At 70.9% G+C, this 18,190-nt stretch carries 16 protein-coding genes; 10 read left to right on the top strand and 6 right to left on the bottom strand.

The features are described from left to right. Window positions 1-2: 2 nt before the first annotated feature. The 3 genes from ACIA77_RS26050 to ACIA77_RS26040 are packed head-to-tail and all read right to left on the bottom strand — an operon-like array spanning window position 3 to window position 3,132. A complete protein-coding gene (locus tag ACIA77_RS26050; RefSeq protein ID WP_395888582.1) occupies window positions 3-848 on the bottom strand; it encodes a carbohydrate ABC transporter permease in 846 nt (281 codons plus the stop codon). Further along, complete coding sequence (locus ACIA77_RS26045; RefSeq protein ID WP_395888581.1) at window positions 845-1,828, bottom strand: carbohydrate ABC transporter permease; 984 nt, start codon at window positions 1,826-1,828, stop codon at window positions 845-847. Before ACIA77_RS26045 ends, ACIA77_RS26050 begins: the two co-directional genes overlap by 4 nt. Next, a complete protein-coding gene (locus tag ACIA77_RS26040) occupies window positions 1,825-3,132 on the bottom strand; it encodes an ABC transporter substrate-binding protein (protein ID WP_395888580.1) in 1,308 nt (435 codons plus the stop codon). The genes ACIA77_RS26045 and ACIA77_RS26040 overlap by 4 nt, the downstream gene beginning before the upstream one ends. A 186-nt stretch (window positions 3,133-3,318) precedes the next feature. Here ACIA77_RS26040 and ACIA77_RS26035 point away from each other — a divergent pair, with 186 nt between their 5' ends. The 5 genes from ACIA77_RS26035 to ACIA77_RS26015 all read left to right on the top strand — a co-directional run bounded on the left by ACIA77_RS26035 (window position 3,319) and on the right by ACIA77_RS26015 (window position 10,153). Further along, window positions 3,319-4,347, top strand: a complete 1,029-nt coding sequence (locus ACIA77_RS26035) for a LacI family DNA-binding transcriptional regulator (RefSeq protein ID WP_395888579.1) — start codon at window positions 3,319-3,321, stop codon at window positions 4,345-4,347. Between the two features lie 95 nt (window positions 4,348-4,442). After that, window positions 4,443-5,972, top strand: coding sequence for a hypothetical protein (locus ACIA77_RS26030; protein WP_395888578.1), 1,530 nt, complete (start codon window positions 4,443-4,445; stop codon window positions 5,970-5,972). Next, complete coding sequence (locus tag ACIA77_RS26025) at window positions 5,966-6,481, top strand: hypothetical protein (RefSeq protein WP_395888577.1); 516 nt, start codon at window positions 5,966-5,968, stop codon at window positions 6,479-6,481. Before ACIA77_RS26030 ends, ACIA77_RS26025 begins: the two co-directional genes overlap by 7 nt. After that, complete coding sequence (locus ACIA77_RS26020) at window positions 6,465-8,969, top strand: Hsp70 family protein (protein WP_395888576.1); 2,505 nt, start codon at window positions 6,465-6,467, stop codon at window positions 8,967-8,969. Before ACIA77_RS26025 ends, ACIA77_RS26020 begins: the two co-directional genes overlap by 17 nt. Window positions 8,970-9,259: 290 nt before the next feature. Continuing rightward, a complete protein-coding gene (locus tag ACIA77_RS26015) occupies window positions 9,260-10,153 on the top strand; it encodes a tetratricopeptide repeat protein (RefSeq protein WP_395888575.1) in 894 nt (297 codons plus the stop codon). Here ACIA77_RS26015 and ACIA77_RS26010 read toward each other — a convergent pair. Together ACIA77_RS26010 and ACIA77_RS26005 are read right to left on the bottom strand one after the other, a co-directional pair. After that, entirely contained in the window at window positions 10,150-11,022 is an 873-nt protein-coding gene (locus tag ACIA77_RS26010) for an oxidoreductase (RefSeq protein WP_395888574.1), read from the bottom strand. The genes ACIA77_RS26015 and ACIA77_RS26010 overlap by 4 nt on opposite strands. Window positions 11,023-11,080: 58 nt before the next feature. Next, window positions 11,081-12,277 carry a glycoside hydrolase family 3 N-terminal domain-containing protein gene (locus ACIA77_RS26005; RefSeq protein ID WP_395888573.1) on the bottom strand — a complete coding sequence of 399 codons (1,197 nt, stop codon included), beginning with the start codon at window positions 12,275-12,277 and terminating at the stop codon, window positions 11,081-11,083. 179 nt (window positions 12,278-12,456) lie between these two features. Here ACIA77_RS26005 and ACIA77_RS26000 point away from each other — a divergent pair, with 179 nt between their 5' ends. Genes ACIA77_RS26000 through ACIA77_RS25980 form a run of 5 tightly spaced genes read left to right on the top strand, consistent with a single transcriptional unit; the run spans window position 12,457 to window position 17,444 of the window. Further along, complete coding sequence (locus ACIA77_RS26000; protein ID WP_395888572.1) at window positions 12,457-13,050, top strand: response regulator transcription factor; 594 nt, start codon at window positions 12,457-12,459, stop codon at window positions 13,048-13,050. A gap of 14 nt (window positions 13,051-13,064) precedes the next feature. Next, window positions 13,065-14,333, top strand: a complete 1,269-nt coding sequence (locus ACIA77_RS25995) for an ABC transporter substrate-binding protein (RefSeq protein WP_395888571.1) — start codon at window positions 13,065-13,067, stop codon at window positions 14,331-14,333. Between the two features lie 45 nt (window positions 14,334-14,378). Beyond that, window positions 14,379-15,251 carry a carbohydrate ABC transporter permease gene (locus tag ACIA77_RS25990; protein WP_395888570.1) on the top strand — a complete coding sequence of 291 codons (873 nt, stop codon included), beginning with the start codon at window positions 14,379-14,381 and terminating at the stop codon, window positions 15,249-15,251. Beyond that, window positions 15,248-16,075, top strand: coding sequence for a carbohydrate ABC transporter permease (locus tag ACIA77_RS25985; RefSeq protein ID WP_395888569.1), 828 nt, complete (start codon window positions 15,248-15,250; stop codon window positions 16,073-16,075). The genes ACIA77_RS25990 and ACIA77_RS25985 overlap by 4 nt, the downstream gene beginning before the upstream one ends. After that, window positions 16,068-17,444, top strand: a complete 1,377-nt coding sequence (locus ACIA77_RS25980; protein WP_395888568.1) for a GH1 family beta-glucosidase — start codon at window positions 16,068-16,070, stop codon at window positions 17,442-17,444. The genes ACIA77_RS25985 and ACIA77_RS25980 overlap by 8 nt, the downstream gene beginning before the upstream one ends. 44 nt (window positions 17,445-17,488) lie before the next feature. Here ACIA77_RS25980 and ACIA77_RS25975 read toward each other — a convergent pair whose 3' ends face one another. Continuing rightward, window positions 17,489-18,025 (bottom strand): hypothetical protein, encoded by a 537-nt coding sequence (locus tag ACIA77_RS25975; RefSeq protein WP_395888567.1) that lies wholly within the window; start codon window positions 18,023-18,025, stop codon window positions 17,489-17,491. Window positions 18,026-18,190: the final 165 nt, after the last annotated feature.

The following is an 18,190-nucleotide window of genomic DNA, read 5'->3' as shown; positions in this document are numbered from 1 at the left end:
GGTCACCCCTTCACGGCACCTTGCATGATCCCGGCCACGATCTGGCGGCCGAGGAGGAGGAAGACGATGAGGATCGGGATCGTGGCGAGCGTCGTGCCCGCGAGCACGAGCGAGTAGTCCACGTAGTAGCCGCTCTGCAGCTTCTCCAGCGCCACCTGCACCGTCGGGTTGCCCGCGTCGAGCACCACGAGCGGCCACAGGAAGTCGTTCCAGGACATCATGAACGTGAACATCGCGAGGATCGCCGCCGCCGGGCGCACGGCGGGCAGGCACACGTTCCAGAAGATCCGGATCATGCTGCAGCCGTCGACGCGGGCGGCTTCGATGAGCTCGTACGGCACCGCGTCCACTGTGTACTGGCGCATCCAGAACACGCCGAACGCGGTCACCAGGTTGGGCACGATCACCGCCTGCAGCCCGCCGGCCCAGCCGAGCTTCGACATCGCGATGAACAGCGGGATGATCCCCAGCTGCGTCGGCACCGCGAGCGTCACCACGATGAACACGAACAGGGCGTTGCGCCCCCGGAAGCGCAGCTTGGCGAAGGCGAACCCGGCCAGCGACGAGAACAGCACCGTGGTGAGCGTGACCGTGCCCGACACGACCACGCTGTTGAACAGCGCCTTCCAGAACGGCACGGTGTCGAACACCCGCGCCGCGTTGGCGAAGAAGTTGCCGCCCGGCAGCAGCGGCGGCACGCGTTCGGTGAGCATGCCGTTGTCCCGGCTGGCGACCAGGAACGACCAGTAGAACGGGAACAGCGAGCCGAGCACGAACACGGCCAGCACCCAGTAGGTGGCCTTGCGCGGTTTGCCCAGGCGGCTCACCCGGGCGGTCAAGGTGGTCATCGTTGCCTCTTCGGGGTCCGGGCGATCCGACCGGTCAGCAGGTAGTTCACGGCGGCGATGAGCACGATGATGAGGAACAGCACCCACGCGATCGCCGACGCGTAACCGAGGTCGAAGTTCTCGAACGCCGTCTGGTACAGGTACAGCGTCACGGTCTGGAACTGGTGCGTGGAACCGCCGTTGTTCGAGCCGGGCATGGCGTCGAACAGCTTGGGTTCGGTGAAGATCTGCAGCCCGCCGATCGTCGAGGTGATGGTGACGAAGATCAGCGTCGGCCTCAGCAGCGGCAGCGTCACGTGCACGAACCGCCGCACGGTACCGGCGCCGTCGATGAGCGCCGCCTCGTGCAGCTCCTTCGGAATCGCCTGCATCGCGGCCAGCACGATCAGCGCGTTGTACCCCGTCCAGCGCCAGTTGACCATGATCGCGATGGCCACGTGGCTCGCGAACCGGTTCGCTTGCCAGTCCACGGGGGACAGTCCGACCGTCTGCAGAAGCCCGTTCACGAGCCCGTACTTGGGCCCGAACAGGTTCGCGAAGATGATCCCGAGCGCCACCAGGCTCGCGGCGTAGGGCAGCAGGATCCCGACGCGCCAGCCGGTCGCGCCGCGCAGCCGCGAAGTGAGCAACGCGGCGAGCAGCACCGCGATGATGATCTGCGGCACGCTGGAGAGCAGGAAGATGCTCACCGTGTTCTCCAGCGCGTGCCAGAACTGCGCGTCGGCGAAGAGCTCCTTGAAGTTGTCCAGGCCGATGAAGTCGGGGTCGTCGTCGCCGGCGTCCCAGTGGAACAGCGAGACGTACGCGGTGTAGAGCAGCGGGAACAGCCCGACGATGCCGAAGACGATGAAGAACGGCGCCACGTACAGGTACGGCGAAGCCTTCACGTCCCAGCGGGCCAGGCGGTCGCGCAGCCCCGGCCGGGGTGCGGGACGCCGCACCCCGGCCTTCGCGTTGTCGCGGGTGACCGTAGCCGTCACCGCGCGAGCTTCTTCGCGCCGTCGACGAGCTGCTGCCAGCCGTCCGCCGCCGACTTGCCCTGCTCCACGGCCTGCAGCGCGGGAGCCGTCACGTTCTCCTGGATCTGGCCGTCGTTCGGGCCCTTGTACTGCGCCTGCGCGACCTTCTTCGCCTGCTCGGCGAACAGCTCGCCGATCTTCGCACCGCCGAAGTACGCGTCGGTCTGGCTCAGCAGCTCGGGGCTGGACAGCGCCTTGACCTGGCTCGGGAAGTTGCCCTTGGCCTGGAACGCCTTGAGCTGCTGCTCCGGCGCGGTCAGCCACGCGGCGAGCGCGGCGGCTTCCCGCGGGTGCTTGCTCTGCGTCGGCACGGTCAGGTACGAGCCGCCCCAGTTGCCGCCCCCGCCGGGGAACGCGTCGGTGACCGCCCACTTGCCCGCGTTCTCCGGGCCCGCCTGCTCCTTGATCACGCCGAGCATCCACGCGGGGCAGACCTTCGTGGCGAACGCGCTCTGGCGGAACCCGGAGTTCCACTCGTTGCTGAACGCGGTCAGCTTCGCCGACTCGCCCTTCGCGACCGCGCCGGTCACCTTCTGCCACGCGTCCTTGATGCCCTGGTTGGACTCGACGGTGAGCTTGTCGCTCTTGTCGAGGTACCCGACGGGCAGCTGGTTGACCATCGCGTTGAAGTTCTGGGCCGCCGAGTCGAACCACGCCTTGCCGGTCTTCTGCGCGTACTCCGCGCCCGCGGCGAAGTAGCTGTCCCACGTGGCGAACATGGTCTTCACCGACGCGGGGTCGGTGGGCATGCCGGCCGCTTGGAGCAGGTCCTTGCGGTAGCACATCGCGTCCGGCCCGATGTCCGTGCCGTAGCCGATGAGCTTGCCGTTCTTGTCCTTGCCGGCGTCGTACTTCCACGGCAGCCAGCGGTCGGCGCTCGCGTCGGCCGGGCCGATCGTCGTCAGGTCGTAGAACTTCGACGACTTGGAGAGGATGTCGGAGAGGTGGCCCTCCTCCACGGCCTGCACGTCGGCGAGGCCGGAGCCGGCCGCGAGCTTGGTCATCATGTCCTGCGCGTACGGGCCGCCCTGGCCCGTCTTGCGGTGGGTGATCTTGATGTTGGGGTGCAGCCGTTCGTACTCGGGGATGAGCTCCTCGTAGCCGAACTCCGTGAACGTGGCCAGCGTCAGCTCGACGTGTTCGCCCGGCGCCGCGGCAGCCGGGACGTCGCCGTCTCCGCCGCCTCCGCCGCAGGCCGCCACCGAGAGCGCCGTGATCGTGATGCCCAGTGCGAGGACCAGGCCCTTCCTGAACGTTGTCGCCATTGTCAACCCAGTCAGCCCCTTGAAAGGTCAGGTTCTGGGAGCGCTCCCAGACGGTTGACGAGTGTGGGTCCGCTGGAGTTGCATGTCAAGGGTGGTTATCGGAGCGTTCTCTTCCGGGAGCGCTCCCTGAATCGTGCGGCTAAGCTGGCCGCGATCACGACTCGTCCCAGGAAGCGGGGTGGTGCGGTGACGGCCCGGTCCGAGGACGGGCGGCCGACGCTGGAAGACGTCGCGGCGTTCGCCGGGGTGTCGCGCTCCACCGCGTCGCGCGCGTTGAACGACGACACGTACGTGAGCGCTCGTTCCCGCGAAAAGGTGCTCGCGGCGGCGCGCGACCTCGGCTACTCGCCGAACCAGGCCGCGCGATCGCTGGTCACGCGGCGCACGGGCGCGATCGCCGTCGTGCTGTCCGAACCCGAAGCGCGGCTGCTCGACGACCCGTACCGCACGGCCGTGATGCGCGCGGGCTACCGCGAGCTGGCCGACGTCGGCTGCCAGATGGTCCTGATCTTCAGCGACACCCGTGAGGACCTCACGCGCACCGTGCGGTTCCTCGAGGGCGGGCACGTCGACGGGGTGCTCGTGTTCGCGCCGCACCGCTCGGACCCGCTGCCGCGGGCGCTGCGGCTGCTGCGCGTCCCGGTCGTCTTCGGTGGCCAGGCGGCCGACCTGCGCCGCGGCGTGCACGTGGTCGACTTCGACAACGAGGGCGGCGCGCGGCTCGCCGTGTCGCACCTGGTCGCGGCCGGCCGCCGGCGCATCGCCACGATCGCCGGCCCCCAGGACCAGAGCGCGCCCATCGACCGCCTCGCGGGCTGGCGCGCAACGCTCGTCGACGCGGGGCTCGACCCCGAGGGCCTGGCCGAGGAATCCGACTTCACCCTCGCCGGTGGCGCCCGGGCCATGGCGGCCCTGCTCGAGCGCGCCCCGGACCTCGACGCCGTGTTCGTCGCCAGCGACATGATGGCCGTCGGCGCCCTGCGCACCCTGTCGTCCGCGGGCCGCACCATCCCGGCCGACGTCGCCGTCGTCAGCTTCGACGACAACGCGACGCTGGCGCCCGCCATGACACCCCCGCTGACGTCGGTGCACCAGGACCCGCGCGAACAGGTCCACGCGATGGTCGAAACGCTGGTGAACCTGCTCGACGGGCAGGACCTCAAGCCGCGCCGGCAGATCCTGCCGGTGTCGCTGGCGGTCCGGGAATCGAGCTGAGCCCGGGCCGCCTGAGGAGTCCTTGCGTGCCGTAGGCCCGGTGGCGGCAAGCGGATCGGGACCCCTCCCGGGCGTCCGGGCCTAACTTCTGCGCCATGGGAGCCAACGAGAGCCGCGCCACGGCGGCGGCCGCGCGACTGCGGGCAGTGGCGACCCCGGAGCTGTACCGGCGCAACCCGTTCCGGCTCACCGGGCTCACCGCGACGGTGTCGCGGCGGGCGGTGCGCGAGCAGCGGCTCCGGGTGCTCGGCGTGCTCGACGTCGGGGGCGCGCGGCCGCCGGGCGTACCCGCGGACGCGGCGCCCGACGACCTCCGCTCGGCCTTCGACGCGCTCGGCAACACCGAGCACCGGTTCGTCGACGAGCTGTTCTGGACCTGGGGCCCGCCCGCGGAGTGCGGGTGCCCGCCGCAGCTGCACGACAAGCACGACACCGCCGTGCGCGCCCACGCCGCCGCCATCGACGCCGAAGCGGAGCTGACCGACGACCACCCCGCGCCGCTGTGGACGGAGGCCGCGCGGGCCTGGGCGGTGACCCTGCGCAGCGAAGCGTTCTGGCAGCACCTCGCCCGGCGCGTCGAGCAGCTCGGCGACCGGCGGCTCGACGAGTCCACTGTGGAGGGTGTGCGGGGCGCGCTGCCCGGCGCGCTGCTCGCGCCGCTCGTGGCGCTCACGGCCGAATCCGCCGAACCGCACCGGCTCGTGGAGTACCTGCCGCTCTTCGTCGGCGACCGGCACACCGTCGCCGACGCGCGCGGCGAAGCCGCCGAAGGCACGTACGCGCGCGTCGAAAACCTGCTGAAGGAACTGCGCGAGCTCCTCGACGGCGGGCAGGCGCGCACCGCGGCCGAACGCGCCGTCGCGGATCTCCCCGCGCTGCTCGACCGGCTCGAAGACCTGGTGCCGCGCAACGACTTCCGCCGCACCGCGACGCTGACGGAAGCCGCGGCGGTGCTGGCCAACAACATCGGCGTCGCGCTGGGCGGGACGCCGCCGGGGCTGGTGACGGACGTGTTCGCCCTCGCCCGCCGGGTCACCACCGACGCCGAGGCGCTGGCGACGATCGAGCGCAACGAGCAGAACGCGCGCTCCGAACCGGCGATCCCCGCGTACTCCGGCACCGCAGCGCAGTGGGACACCGTGACCGCCCACATCCGGGGCCGCCGGTACGAGGAGGCCATCCGGGTGCTGAGCCTCATCGCCGAGGAGGCACCGCGGATCGAGGACCGCGCGCAGGCCCGCCGGATGATGGACGGGATGCGCCTGTTGCGCGACGGCGGTGGCCCGCCGCGCCGGTACGCGTCCGGTTCGCGGGCGTTCCTGGCGCTGCTGCACGTCGCGTTCGGGATCACGCTGCTCGCCACGTTGCTGACTTCGCCGGTGCTGGCGATCTTCCTGATCGGCGTGCCGGGGTTGATCGCGTCGCTCGGCCTGGCCTCGGACCCGGCCGTCGGAGCCGGCCGGCTGCCCGGACTGCTCGCGCTCGACGCGGTCGCCGGGCTGGTCCTGTGGCTGCTCGACGGCACCGGCACGCCGATCCCCGGCTGGGTCACCGTGGTGACGGCCGTGGGGCTGCTGGTGATCCTGACGATGCGCGTGCGCGCGGAGAGGACCAGGACGTGGTGAACGAACAAGACCGGCGCCAGCGCCGGCACCACAAGGAGTTCCGGATCGTCGCACCCCGGTGGGGCGAGGAGGAACGCACGACGTTGCGCGCACTTGCCGAGCAGGTGACCGCCGCGCTGGCGGCCGCGCGGCGCCCTGCGGAACCGGGACTGTCCGAATCGGACTTGGCGGCCGCGGCGACGGCGCTGTGGCGGGCCCGCAAGCGACTCACCGGCGCCGAGGACCGCGTGGCCCGGCAGGCGGAACGGTTCCTTTCGGCGAGCCAGGACGCACTCGGCGCGGCGGGTGTGCTGATCCAGGACCACGACGGGATGCCGTTCGAAGCGGGACTCGCGCTGGAACCGATGCTGTTCGAGGAACAGCCGGGCCTCCCGTCGCAGCGGGTGGTGGAAACGGTCCGGCCCTCGGTTTACCTGGCGGGCAAACGGATTCAGATGGGGCAGGTCATCGTGGGGTGCCCGGTCGCCCCTGGCAACACGGCGGAGGAAGCTGATGCGGGACACCCGTGACACCATTGATTTCGGCATCGATCTGGGCACGACCAACAGTGCGCTGGCCGTGCTCGACGGCGGCGCGGTCTCGGTGGTCAAGAACAACCTGCAGGAGGACTACACGCCCTCGGCCGTCTGGCTGCCGAAGCCCGGCGTGATCCAGGTCGGGTCCGCTGCGAAGTCCGGCGCCGGAGGCGACCCGGAGAACGTGCAGACCGAGTTCAAGCAGGCCATGGGATTCGCCGATGCCCGGCGCCACTTCCCGCGCGCCGGCGCGACGATGACCCCGGTGCAGCTCTCGGCCGAGGTGCTCAAGTCGCTGCGCGGTGACGCGGCCCGGCGGTTCGGCGAACCGCCCGCCGCGGCCGTGATCACCGTGCCCGCGGCGTTCCTGCTCAACCAGACCGAGGCGACGAGCGAAGCCGCCAAGCTGGCCGGGTTCACCGCGCCGTGCCCGCTGGTGCAGGAACCGACGGCGGCTGCGTTCGCGTACGGCTTCCAGAACGAGACCCGCAACGGCTGCTGGCTGGTGTTCGACCTCGGCGGCGGCACGTTCGACTCGGCCGTGGTCAGCACGGCCGACGGCGAGATGTCCGTGCTGCACCACGCCGGTGATCTGGGCCTCGGCGGCAAGAACATCGACGCGGCGATCGTCGGCAAGATCCTCGCGCCCGCCGCGGCGAGCGAGCTCGGCTTCGCGGGCTCCACCGCCGATGACCCGGTGTGGCTCCGCAACCTCGCGCGCCTGCGCGGTGCGGCGGAGACGGCGAAGATCACGCTGTCGTCGACCGAGCAGATCCCGGTGATGCTGAACCTCGATCGCTCCGACGGCGTGACCGAGCTTTTCGAGTACACCTTGCGACGCGACGAAGTCGACCGGCTCGCCATGCCGCTCTACTTGCGGGCCGTCCAGCTGTGCCGCGACGCGCTGGCCCAGGCGAACCTCGGGCCGCAGGACATCGACAAGCTGCTGCTCGTCGGCGGGCCGACACTGGCACCCGGGCTGCGCGAGCTGCTCGCCGATCCGGCCGACGGCCTCGGCATCCCGCTCGACCACAGCCAGGACCCGAGCACGGTCGTCGCGCGCGGCGCCGCGATCTACGCCGGCACGGTGCAGCTGCCCCGCGCCGCGCCGGCCGCGCCCAAGCGGGGCGAGTTCACCGCGAACCTGTCCTACCCTTCGACGACGAGCCTGCCGTCCGTGCCCGTGTCGGGCCGCTTCTCGACGCCGGGCGGCGCGGACTGGAGCCGGTTCCGCGTCGCGTTGAACGATCCGAAGCGGATGCCGTCGTACCGGACGGCGGAAGTCGCGCTCGCCGCCGACGGCACCTTCACCGTCGATGCGCTGCTGGCCCAGCTGGCGACGAACCGGTTCGAAATCGAGCTGATCGACCCGGGTGGCGTGCGGGTGCCGGTGCACCCGCCGACGCTGACGATCACCCACTGGGAAAACGAGATGACGGGGCAGGCCGTGGTCAACTCCGTGGGCCTGACCGAGGCCGACGGCACGTTCACGCCGATGCTGATGAAGAACACGCCGCTACCCGCGAAGGCGGAGCGCACGTTCCACACCACGGCGAGCCTGCGCCGCTCCGAGTCCGACGGGGTGATCCGCATCCCGATCGCCGAGGGCGAGCGCAGGCGCGGGGAGCGCAACGTGCAGGTGGGCCTCATCGAGATCAAGGCCAAGGACGTGCGGCGCGACGTGCCGCGCGGCAGCGACGTCGAGATGACGTTCCACATCGACGAATCGCGGCTCGTGTCCGTGACCGCCTTCGTGCCGGTGCTGGGCGAAATGTTCGACGCCGTCGTCGATCTGAAGAAGCGCGTGGTGCCGGAGCCGCAGGCGCTGCGCCGGATGCTGAACGAGCTGGAGGCCCGCCACGAGCAGCTGCGCTCGGAGGTCGAGGTCACGCGGTCCGACCGCGCCCGCGGCCTGCTGGCGCGGCTGGACGAGAAGGGCACCGTCGCCGCAGTACGCGACGAGGTCACCTCCAGCGGGACCGACGAGGGCATGGCCGTGTCGGCGGACGAGCGCATGCGGGAAGTGCAGGCGGAACTCGACGACATCGAGGCGGAGCTGCGGATCCCCGAGGTGATGGCCCGGGTGCGCGACCAGCTCGAGCACTGCCGCGAACTCGTGGACCGCGTCGGCTCCGACGAGGACCGCACCGAACTCGCCGACCTGGAGCGCCGCTACGCGACCGTGCGCGCCGAACGTGACACGGCGGCCGCCGAACGCCTCTCCGACCGCGCCACGGACCTCCAGGTCATCCTCCTGCGCCGCGACGGTTCGCTCGATCTGGAGATCTTCCACGCGCTGCGCGAAATGCAGGGCCAGATGTCGTCCCCGGCCCAGGCCCGCGAACTCGTGCGCCAGGGCGAGCAGGCCATCTCGGCCCACGACTGGGCCACCTTGCCGGACGTCAACCGCCGGCTGCGCCGACTCCTCCCGGCCGACAGCCCGGACGCCCCCGGCGGCGGCATCCTCGGGGAGCGCTCATGACCACCGCTTTCGACGTCCTCGCCGGGCGTTCGGCTCGGCCCTGTGCCGCCGCGTCCGGCGTTCTCGGCTTCGATTCTCTTGTTCAGGAGTGCTCATGACCACGGCTTTCGGTGCGCTCGCGGGGCGTTCGGCTCGGCCCTGTGCTGCCGCGTCCGGCGTTCTTGGCTTCGATCCTCTTGTTCAGGAGTGCTCATGACCACGGCTTTCGGTGCGCTCGCGGGGCGTTCGGCTCGGCCCTGTGCTGCCGCGTCCGGTGCTCTCGGCTTCGATCCTCTCGGTCAGGAGCGCTCATGACCACGGCCTTCGACGCCCTCGCCGACGAACTGCTCCTGGCCGAAGCCGCCGACCTCGCGCGCCGCGGGGACTACGCGGGGGCCGCGGCACTGCTGGAGCGCGACGCCACCGACGACACCGCGCGGCTCGACCTGCTGGCCCGCGTCCACGCGCAGGCGGGCGACTTCGACCTCGCCGACGCGGCGTGGGCGCGGGTCCTGGAGCTGGCACCGGAGTCCGCTTCCGCCCAGGCCGGGCGCCGGGTCATCTCCCGGGTGCGGTCGGGCCGGCTGCGCCGCCGTCCCGTGGGCCGCCGGCTGGCCGCGGCGGGGGTGGGGGTGCTCGTCGTGGCGGGTGCGGCGGCCGTTGTGGTGACGCTGCCGTGGTCCTCCGGGTCGCAACCGGCGGCAGCGGCCCCGGCTTCGCCCGCGCTGCAAGCGGAAGTGGACCGGTTGCACACTTCGTTGTCCCGCGAAGCCGACGCCGCGCGCACCCGCGCCGACCGGCTCACCGCCCTCGCCGCACGCCTTGCCGCCCCCGGCGTGCGCACGGCTGTGACGGGCTCCGCGGTCAGTGTCACTTTCGACGAGGGTCTGTTCAACCCCGACGCCACCAGCCCCAGCCGCGCCGGCCGGGAGTCCCTCGAACGCTGGGCGGCCGTCCTCAAAGGACAGCCCGTGCGCATCACCGTGCTCGGCCACGGCGTCGCCGTGGCGGGCGGACCCGCGACCGGCGGTTCGACGATCGCCCTCGCGCGCGCCGCGGCGGCGGCCCGCGTGCTGGCGACCGCGAGCGGCCTGCCGCTCACGACGTTCGCGATCTCCAGCGCCGACCAGACGGCCGCCGCGCACCCGGCCGGAGACGCGGCCGCCAACCGCACCGTGACCGTCGAGGTGGCGCCCGCGGACTAGCCGATCGCGTCGATCCGCGAGACGACGTCCGCGGGCAGCTCCAGCGCCCCGGCCGCGATGTTCTGCTTGAGGTGGGCCAGCGACGACGTCCCCGGGATCACGGCCACCACCGGCGAGCGCTGCAGCAGCCACGCCAGCGCGACCTGCATCGGCGTCGCCCCCACGGCGTCGGCGCACTCGTCCAGCACCCCCGACTGCAGCGGGCTGAACCCGCCCAGCGGGAAGTACGGCACGAACGCGATGCCGAGTTCCGTGCAGCGGTCCAGCACGTCGTCGCCGACGCGGTGGGCGAGGTTGTACTCGTTCTGCACGCACACCACCGGCGCGATCTTCCGCGCGTCCTCCAGCTGCTCGACGGTCACGTGGCTCACCCCGAGGTGCCGGATCAGGCCCTGCTCGCGCAGCTCGGCCAGCACGCTGAACGGTGCCTCGATCGGCACGTCCACGGGGTACCCGCCCGCCGCGTCGCTCAGCCGGAGGTTCACGACGTCGAGCGCGTCGACGCCGAGGTTGCGCAGGTTGTCGTGCACCTGGGAGATCAGCTCGTCGCGCGAGAGCGCGGGCGGCCAGCCGCGGTCGGCGCTGCGGCGGGCGCCGACCTTGGTCACGAGCACGAGGTCTTCGGGGTAGGGCGCGAGCGTGGTGCGGATCAGCTCGTTCACCGTGTGCGGGCCGTAGTAGTCCGCGGTGTCGACGTGCGTGATGCCGAACGCCAGCGCCTGGCGCAGGATCACCGACGCCTCCGCCAGGTCCTGCGGCGGCCCCCACACCCCCGGGCCGGCCAGGCGCATCGTGCCGTAGCCCATCCGCGTCACGCTCAGCTCTCCGCCGAGCTGCAGGGTGCCGGCCGCGGTGGCGTCCGTCGTCATGTGGTGCTCCCTCCGAGACGGTGATCCACCGGCCACCCTAGTCCGGAGTGGACCGCGCTCAGGTGCACGCGTGCTTCGACTTCAGCACCCGTTTCACCGAAGCCGCGACGCGGTCGGCGGGCAGCTCGCCGCTCGAGACGGCCTTCACGAGCCGGTCGAGCACCGCGCCGACGTCGCCGTTGCCGGAGGAGAACAACGCCTCGTCCGCACCCGCCTGCAGCGCCTTCAGCACCGCGTCGGGCAGCGGGTACTGGTCGGTGATGGCCTTCATGCCGCCGAGGTCGTCGGTGATCACGGGACCGGTGAAGTGGTAGTCGTGGCGAAGCAGCTGGTACGCGGCGGGGGAGATGGACGCGGGCACGCCGTTCGTCAGCCCCGGCACGTCGAGGTGGCCCACCATCACCTCGACCGCGCCGAAGCCGGCGAGGTTCTCGTACGGTTTGAGGTCGTTCTGCCGCAGCTGGTCGAGCGGCGGGGTGGTCACCGTGCCCTTGTGCGAGTCGCCGGAGCCGTGGCCGTGACCGGGGAAGTGCTTGAGCACGGGCGTGATGCCGCCCTGGCGCAGACCCTCGGCGAACGCCAGCGCGTACTTCCGCACCGTGGCGGGATCCGAGCTGTACGACCGGTCGCCGATCACCGCGTCGTCCGGTTCGTCGCTCACGTCGGTGTCGGGCGCGTAGTCCACGGTGACCCCGTGCGCCCGCAGCTGCTCGCCGCGCTGCACCCCGAGCGCGCGGACCTCGTCGGGGGTTTTGGTCTTGGCGAGCTGGCGCGCGCTCGGCAGGGAGCCGTCGAGGTCGTCGATGCGCTGCACGCGCCCGCCTTCTTCGTCGACGGCCACGGACACGGGGATCTTCGCGGCGCGCTGCACGGCGTCGAGCGCGTGGTTCTGCAACAGCGTGGTCTTATTGCCGCCCACGAAGAAGCCGCCGATTTGCTGCTGCTGGACAAGTTTTGTCACCGCTGCCGGGTTCGCGGCGTCGACGCCCGGTACGACCAGCTGAGCCACGCGCTCGCGCGCGCTCAACGACGCGATCAGCGAGTCGCATGAAGACGGTGCGGACGAGCGTGAAGAAGTCGGTGAAGACTGCGCTGGAGAAGGCGCCGAAGACGACGTCGGCACGGCGCTCGCACCCCGCTGCGCGAGCGCGGTGCCGGAAACCGGGTGGGTGGAACCACATCCGGCGAGGGTGCCGCCGGCCAGCAGGGCGCCGGCGATCGCCGCAGGTAGCCGCATCCGTGCGGGCATCTTCATGAAATCCTTACATGTTCGGTCGTGGCCGGTTCGCGGTCACCGCGACGCTACTGGAACCGCCGGCGGCGCCCTGCTTCACGTCGTGAAGAACGGCTTCACCGCGGCTAGAGAATTCGTGAAGCCGCCCGCTCCAGAATGACGACCACGGGATGGGTGTTTCTCCAGGGAGGTAGGCAGCGATGGATCAGGTCAGGGTGGCAGCGTGGGCTTCGGACCCCATCGCGCTCGCGGGGCTCATCGATCACTTGCGGTCGCGGCCCGAGGTGCAGGTGCTGCCGGGCCAGCGGCGCGGGGAAGCCGCCGTGCTCGTGTTCGCCGCCGGCCGCGTGACGCCGGAGCTGAAGGCCGCCCTGCGCGCCGCCGCGTCGGAGACGCCCGCCGCGATCGTGCTCGTCGCCGGGCACGTCGACGCCGAGGAGCTGCCCGAGCTGGCCGCGTGCCACGTGGTGGCCGTGCTGCCGCGCGAGGCCATCGCCGGCGACCGGCTGATCCGCAGCATCGCCGCCGCGGCGTCGGGCCGGGAGACGTCGCTGCGCGATCTGCTGGGCCAGGCGGAGAGCCTGCAGCACTCCGTGGGCGGCGCGGCGCTGTCGCCGCGCGAGGTCGACGTGCTGCGGCTGATGGCCGAGGGCTGGGACACGGCGGAGATCGCCGGCAAGCTCTGCTACTCGGAACGGACCGTGAAGAACGTCATCTACGGGATGACCAATAGGCTGAAGCTGCGCAACCGTCCGCATGCCGTCGCCTACGCCCTGCGCGCAGGTGTTATCTGAGGGAAGCTCACCCCGTGCGAAAGCTGACCCGGCGCCCGGCCGTCGCAGTCCTGACGTCCGCGCTCCTCTTGCTGGTGGCCGCGTGCAGCGGCTCCGCCGCGTCCGGTGGGAAGATCAAGGTCACCGTCGCCACCTTCGGCGAGTTCGGTTACGGCCCCCTGATCGCCCAGTACGAGAAGGACCACCCGAACATCGAGGTCCAGAGCCGGGTCGCCGATTTCGACACGCACTTCAAGACCCTCGACACGCAGCTCGCGGCGGGCCGCGGTGCGGCCGACGTCGTCGCCATCGAGGAGCAGAAGATCCCGACCTACCTCGGGGTCGAGGACAAGTTCGTGAACCTCGCCGACTACGGTGCCACGCAGCTGAAGGACCAGTGGGCCGCGTGGAAGTGGGCCCAGGGCACCAAGAACGGCTACGTGCTCGGCCTCGGCACGGACATGGGCAGCCTCGCCCTGTGCTACCGCCGCGACCTGTTCGGCAAGGCGGGCCTGCCGACCGACCGCAAGGCCGTCGCCGCGCTCATGCCGACCTGGCCGGACTACGCGAAGCTGTCGCAGCGGTTCACGAACAACCTGCCGGACGTGAAGTTCGCGGACTCCGCTGGAACCGTTTACACCGCGATGCTGAACCAGTCGCCCGAGAACTACTTCTCGGCGCGCGACGATTCCTACATCGCGGGCACGAACCCGAGTGTCCACAACGCTTTCGAGCTGGCGGGCACTCTCGCGCAGAAGAAGCAGACCGCCGGCGCGACCACGTACACGCAGGCCTGGAACGTCGCGATCAAGCAGGGCAGCTTCGCCACGATCGCGTGCCCGGCCTGGATGCTCACGCAGATCAAGGAAGCCGGCGGCGACGCCAACAGCGGCAAGTGGGACGTCACGACCGTGCCCGGCGCCAGCGGCAACCAGGGCGGCTCGTTCCTCGCGATCCCGAAGCAGAGCGAGCACCCGAAGGAGGCCTACGACCTCGCGAAGTGGCTGACCGCGCCCGAGCAGGAGAAGAAGCTCTTCCTGTCCGACGGGATCCTGCCGAGCGAGCCGAGCGTCTACAAGGACCCGCAGGTCGTGGCCCACACCGACCCGTACTTCTCCGACGCGCCCATCGGGCAGATCTACGCCGCCTCGGCCGACACGCTGCGCCCCAACTACCGCGGGCTGCACGACGCGGACGTCCGCCCCGAGTTCGGCCGCGCGCTCGGCCGCATCGAGGACGGTTCGGAGCAGGTCGGGCAGGCCTGGCAGGACGCCGTCAAGCTCGGCGGCGAGGCCATCAAGTAGGCCCTGGTGCTGCGCGGCTCCCTCTTCGCGCGGTGGGACAGGAAGGTGACCCCCTTCCTGTTCATCGCCCCCTTCTTCGCGGTGTTCGCGGTCTTCGGCGCGTTCCCGATCGTCTACACGGCCTGGGTTTCGCTGCACGACTGGGACCTGCTCGGCGGGGACAAAGGCGGGTTCGGCCTCGCGAACTACGCGGCCCTGTTCACCGACGGGCGGTTCTACAACGCGCTGTTCAACACCACCAGCATCTTCCTGCTCGCCGCGATCCCGGAGTTCTTCCTGGCGCTGGGCATCGCGGCGCTGCTGAACCGGCCGCTGCGCGCGGCGACGTGGTGGCGCACCGGCGTGCTGCTGCCCAACGTCGTGTCGGTGGTGGCCGTCGGGCTGGTGTTCGCGCAGCTGTACAGCCGCGACTACGGCGTGGTCAACGAGGTCCTCGGCTGGTTCGGCCTCGACCCGATTTCGTGGCAGGCGCGCAAGTGGTCGTCGCACCTGGCCATCGCGACGATGGTGATGTGGCGCTGGACGGGGTACAACGCGCTGATCTACCTGGCGGCGATGCAGGCCGTGCCGCAGGACCTCTACGAGGCCGCGGCGATCGATGGCGCTTCGCGCTGGCGTTCGTTCTGGTCGGTGACCGTGCCCGGCATCCGCCCGACGATCGCGTTCACGGCGGTGGCGGGCACGGTCAACGGGCTGCAGCTGTTCGCCGAGCCGCAGCTGTTCGACGCGACTGGTTCGAGCGGCACCGGCGGCAACGACCGGCAGTTCCAGACGCTCACGATGTACTTGTACGAGAAGGGGTTCGGCAAGTTCGACGCCGGCTACGCGGCGGCCCTGTCGTGGGTGATGTTCGTGTTCTGCGTGCTGTTCGCCTTCGTCAACTACCGCTTGGTGCGCCGCTTCGTGAGCGCCCCGTGAGGCCGCGGCGGCGCGCGGGCGCGTGGGTCTACGTGGTGCTCGTCGGGGTGCTCGGCGCTTCGCTGTTCCCGCTGTACTGGTCGTTCGTGGTGTCCACGCGGGACAACTCGGCGATCGGGGAGACGTCGCCGCTGCTGCTGCCGGGCGGGCACCTGCTGGAGAACGTGCGGCGCGTGTTCGACACCGTCGACTTCTGGCTGGCGATCGGGAACTCGCTCATCGTCGCGGGCACCGTGATGGTGTCCAATGTGGTCCTGGCGAGCTTCGCCGGGTTCGCCTTCGCGCGGCTGAAGTTCCCGGGCCGCAACAGCCTGTTCCTGTTCGTGGTGGGCTCGGCGATGGTGCCGGCGCAGCTCGGCGTGATCCCGTTGTTCCTGGTCGTCAGCGATTTCGGCTGGTACGGGCAGCTGCAGGCGGTGATCGTGCCCGCGCTGGTGTCGGCGTTCAGCGTGTTCTGGATGCGCCAGGCGTGCGAGGGCGCGGTGCCCGGTGAGCTCGTGGACGCGGCCACTGTGGACGGAGCGTCGGTGCTGCGGACGTTCTGGCACGTGGCCGTGCCTTCGATCCGGCCGCAGGCGGCGGTGCTGGCGATGCTCACGTTCATGGCCGCGTGGAACGACTACTTCTGGCCGCTGGTCGTGCTCGACCCGAACGAGACGCCGACCGTGCAGGTCGTGCTCTCGCAGCTGGCCAGCGGCTACTACACCGATTACGCGTTGATGCTCACGGGTGCGACGCTCGGCGTGCTGCCGGTCATCGCGCTGTTCCTGGTCCTGGGGCGGTATCTGGTGCGGGGGATCCTGAAAGGTGCTGTGCATGGCTGAACTCGAGTTCCCCGCGGGCTTCTGGTGGGGTGCCGCGACCGCGGCGTACCAGATCGAGGGCGGGGTGGCCGAAGGTGGCCGGGGACCGTCCATCTGGGACACCTACAGCGCGACCCCGGGCAAGGTCCTCGAGGGGCACACCGGGGAAGTGGCGTGCGACCACTACCACCGCTACGCCGAGGACGTCGCGCTGGTCGACGAGCTGGGGCTGCCCGTGTACCGGTTCTCCGTGGCCTGGCCGCGCGTGCTGCCCGACGGCCGCACCCGCAACGCCGAGGGCCTCGCGTTCTACGACCGGCTCGTCGACGAGCTGCTGAGCCGAGACATCCTGCCCGTGCTCACGCTGTACCACTGGGACCTGCCGCAGGCGATCGAAGACGCGGGCGGCTGGCCCGCGCGGGACACGGCGTCCCGGTTCGCCGACTACGCGGCCGTGGTCCACGACGCCCTGGGTGACCGCGTGCCCCAGTGGACGACGATCAACGAGCCGTTCTGCGCGGCGTTCCTGGGCTACGGCAGCGGCGTCCACGCGCCCGGGGTCCAGGACTACGACACCGCGCTCGTGGCCGCGCACCACCTGCTGCTGGGCCACGGCCTCGCGATGCGCGCGCTGACGGAACAAGCCCGGCCGGGACAAGATTTTTCGCTGGCCCTCAACTTCGCCCCGGCCCTGGCCGACGGCGACACCGACGCGCACCGCGAAGCCGTCCGCAAGTTCGACGGCATCCACAACCGGTTCTTCCTCGACCCCGTCCTCGGCAAGGGCTACCCGCCCGACGTGATGGCCGACGTCGAACACCACGGCGGTCGCTTCGCCGCGGCCATCCGGCCCGGTGACCTGGAAACCATCGCGGCGGCCATCGACTGGCTCGGGGTGAACTACTACGCCCCCGCCCGCGTCGCCCCGCTCGACGACCCGCTCGCCCCGAGCAACTGCCCGCTGCCCGGCCTGCGCGGCCTGGACGTGCTGCCCCCGCGCGGCCCGCTGACCTCCTTCGGCTGGGAACAGACCCCCTCGTCCCTCACCGACCTGCTGGTGTGGCTCGACTCCCGAACCGGTGGCCTCCCGCTGGTCATCGCGGAGAACGGCGCGGCCTTCGAAGACACCGTCACAGCGGGCTCCGTACCCGACCCCGCCCGAGTGTCCTACCTGGACACCCACATCCGCGCGGTCCACGACGCTCTTTCGGCCGGCGCCGACATCCGCGGCTACCTCGCCTGGTCGTTGCTCGACAACTTCGAATGGGGCATGGGCTACACCCAGCGCTTCGGCCTCGTCCACGTCGACTTCGCCACCCAGACCCGCACGATCAAGGACTCGGGCCGCTTCCTGGGCCGGGTGGCCCGCACCAACCGAGTGCCCGCTTGAGGACAGCGGGCCCGGCCCTCGCACCCGATCACGGCCGGTAGGTGCTACTGCTGATGCGGCCCCTGCGGCGGCTGGGATCCCGGCGACGGAGGTTGCTGAAACCCTCGCGGTGGCTGGAATCCGGACTGCTGCTGGAATCCGGGCTGCTGCGGGAATCCCGGCTGCTGCTGGAAGTCCTGTCGGACCGGAAACCCCTGCTGCGGGAATCCCGGCGGTGGAGCGAAGCCGGGCTGCTGCCCGGGCACGGTCTGGGCAACCGAGCCGGACCCCTGGTTGGCCCTGCGCCGAATCGCGACGACCAGCCGCCAACCGCACGCGGCCGCGATCCCCGCGCCGATCCCGAACGTGACCCACCGGCCACCGCCCTCGAAGGACTTCCCGTCGTCGATCGATTCCTGCAGTTTCTCTTCGTAGGTCTCGCTGGACGTCAGGCCGTACTGGGTCTTCTCGCAGGTCTGCCCCGGCTGCATCTCTTCGGTGCCGCACAGCACCTTGGTGCTGCCCCCGGAGCCGAACAGCCCGAGCGCCAGCAAACCCAGCCCGAACAGCAGGCCGACAGACCACCAAACCACGCTTTTCATCGATTCCCCCTCCGTACATACCGGGTAGCGGGGCATATCAGACCACAAATCGAACTGTGACGCACATGCTTCCGATGTAACAGCCGAAAGAGTGACCCCGGGTCCGGGGATCGGTTCGCCTCGAACGGCTGGTCACGGGAGCGCGCGTCGGTGTCGTGGGGTGCT

The organism is Amycolatopsis sp. NPDC051903 (genome assembly GCF_044452505.1).
Classification (GTDB): domain Bacteria; phylum Actinomycetota; class Actinomycetes; order Mycobacteriales; family Pseudonocardiaceae; genus Amycolatopsis.
Note: the sequence above shows the minus strand (reverse complement) of the source record. Positions and strands in the feature narration are given on the sequence as shown.

Bases quoted from the DNA above. Each gene is read 5' to 3' on its own strand.
- ACIA77_RS25980 (WP_395888568.1), top strand. From the start codon at position 16,068: ATGGCTGAACTCGAGTTCCCCGCGGGCTTCTGGTGGGGTGCCGCGACC.
- ACIA77_RS26010 (WP_395888574.1), bottom strand. From the start codon at position 11,022: ATGACGACGGACGCCACCGCGGCCGGCACCCTGCAGCTCGGCGGAGAG.
- ACIA77_RS26000 (WP_395888572.1), top strand. From the start codon at position 12,457: ATGGATCAGGTCAGGGTGGCAGCGTGGGCTTCGGACCCCATCGCGCTC.
- ACIA77_RS26005 (WP_395888573.1), bottom strand. From the start codon at position 12,277: ATGAAGATGCCCGCACGGATGCGGCTACCTGCGGCGATCGCCGGCGCC.
- ACIA77_RS26015 (WP_395888575.1), top strand. From the start codon at position 9,260: ATGACCACGGCCTTCGACGCCCTCGCCGACGAACTGCTCCTGGCCGAA.
- ACIA77_RS25975 (WP_395888567.1), bottom strand. From the start codon at position 18,025: ATGAAAAGCGTGGTTTGGTGGTCTGTCGGCCTGCTGTTCGGGCTGGGT.
- ACIA77_RS26050 (WP_395888582.1), bottom strand. From the start codon at position 848: ATGACCACCTTGACCGCCCGGGTGAGCCGCCTGGGCAAACCGCGCAAG.
- ACIA77_RS26020 (WP_395888576.1), top strand. From the start codon at position 6,465: ATGCGGGACACCCGTGACACCATTGATTTCGGCATCGATCTGGGCACG.
- ACIA77_RS26040 (WP_395888580.1), bottom strand. From the start codon at position 3,132: ATGGCGACAACGTTCAGGAAGGGCCTGGTCCTCGCACTGGGCATCACG.
- ACIA77_RS26030 (WP_395888578.1), top strand. From the start codon at position 4,443: ATGGGAGCCAACGAGAGCCGCGCCACGGCGGCGGCCGCGCGACTGCGG.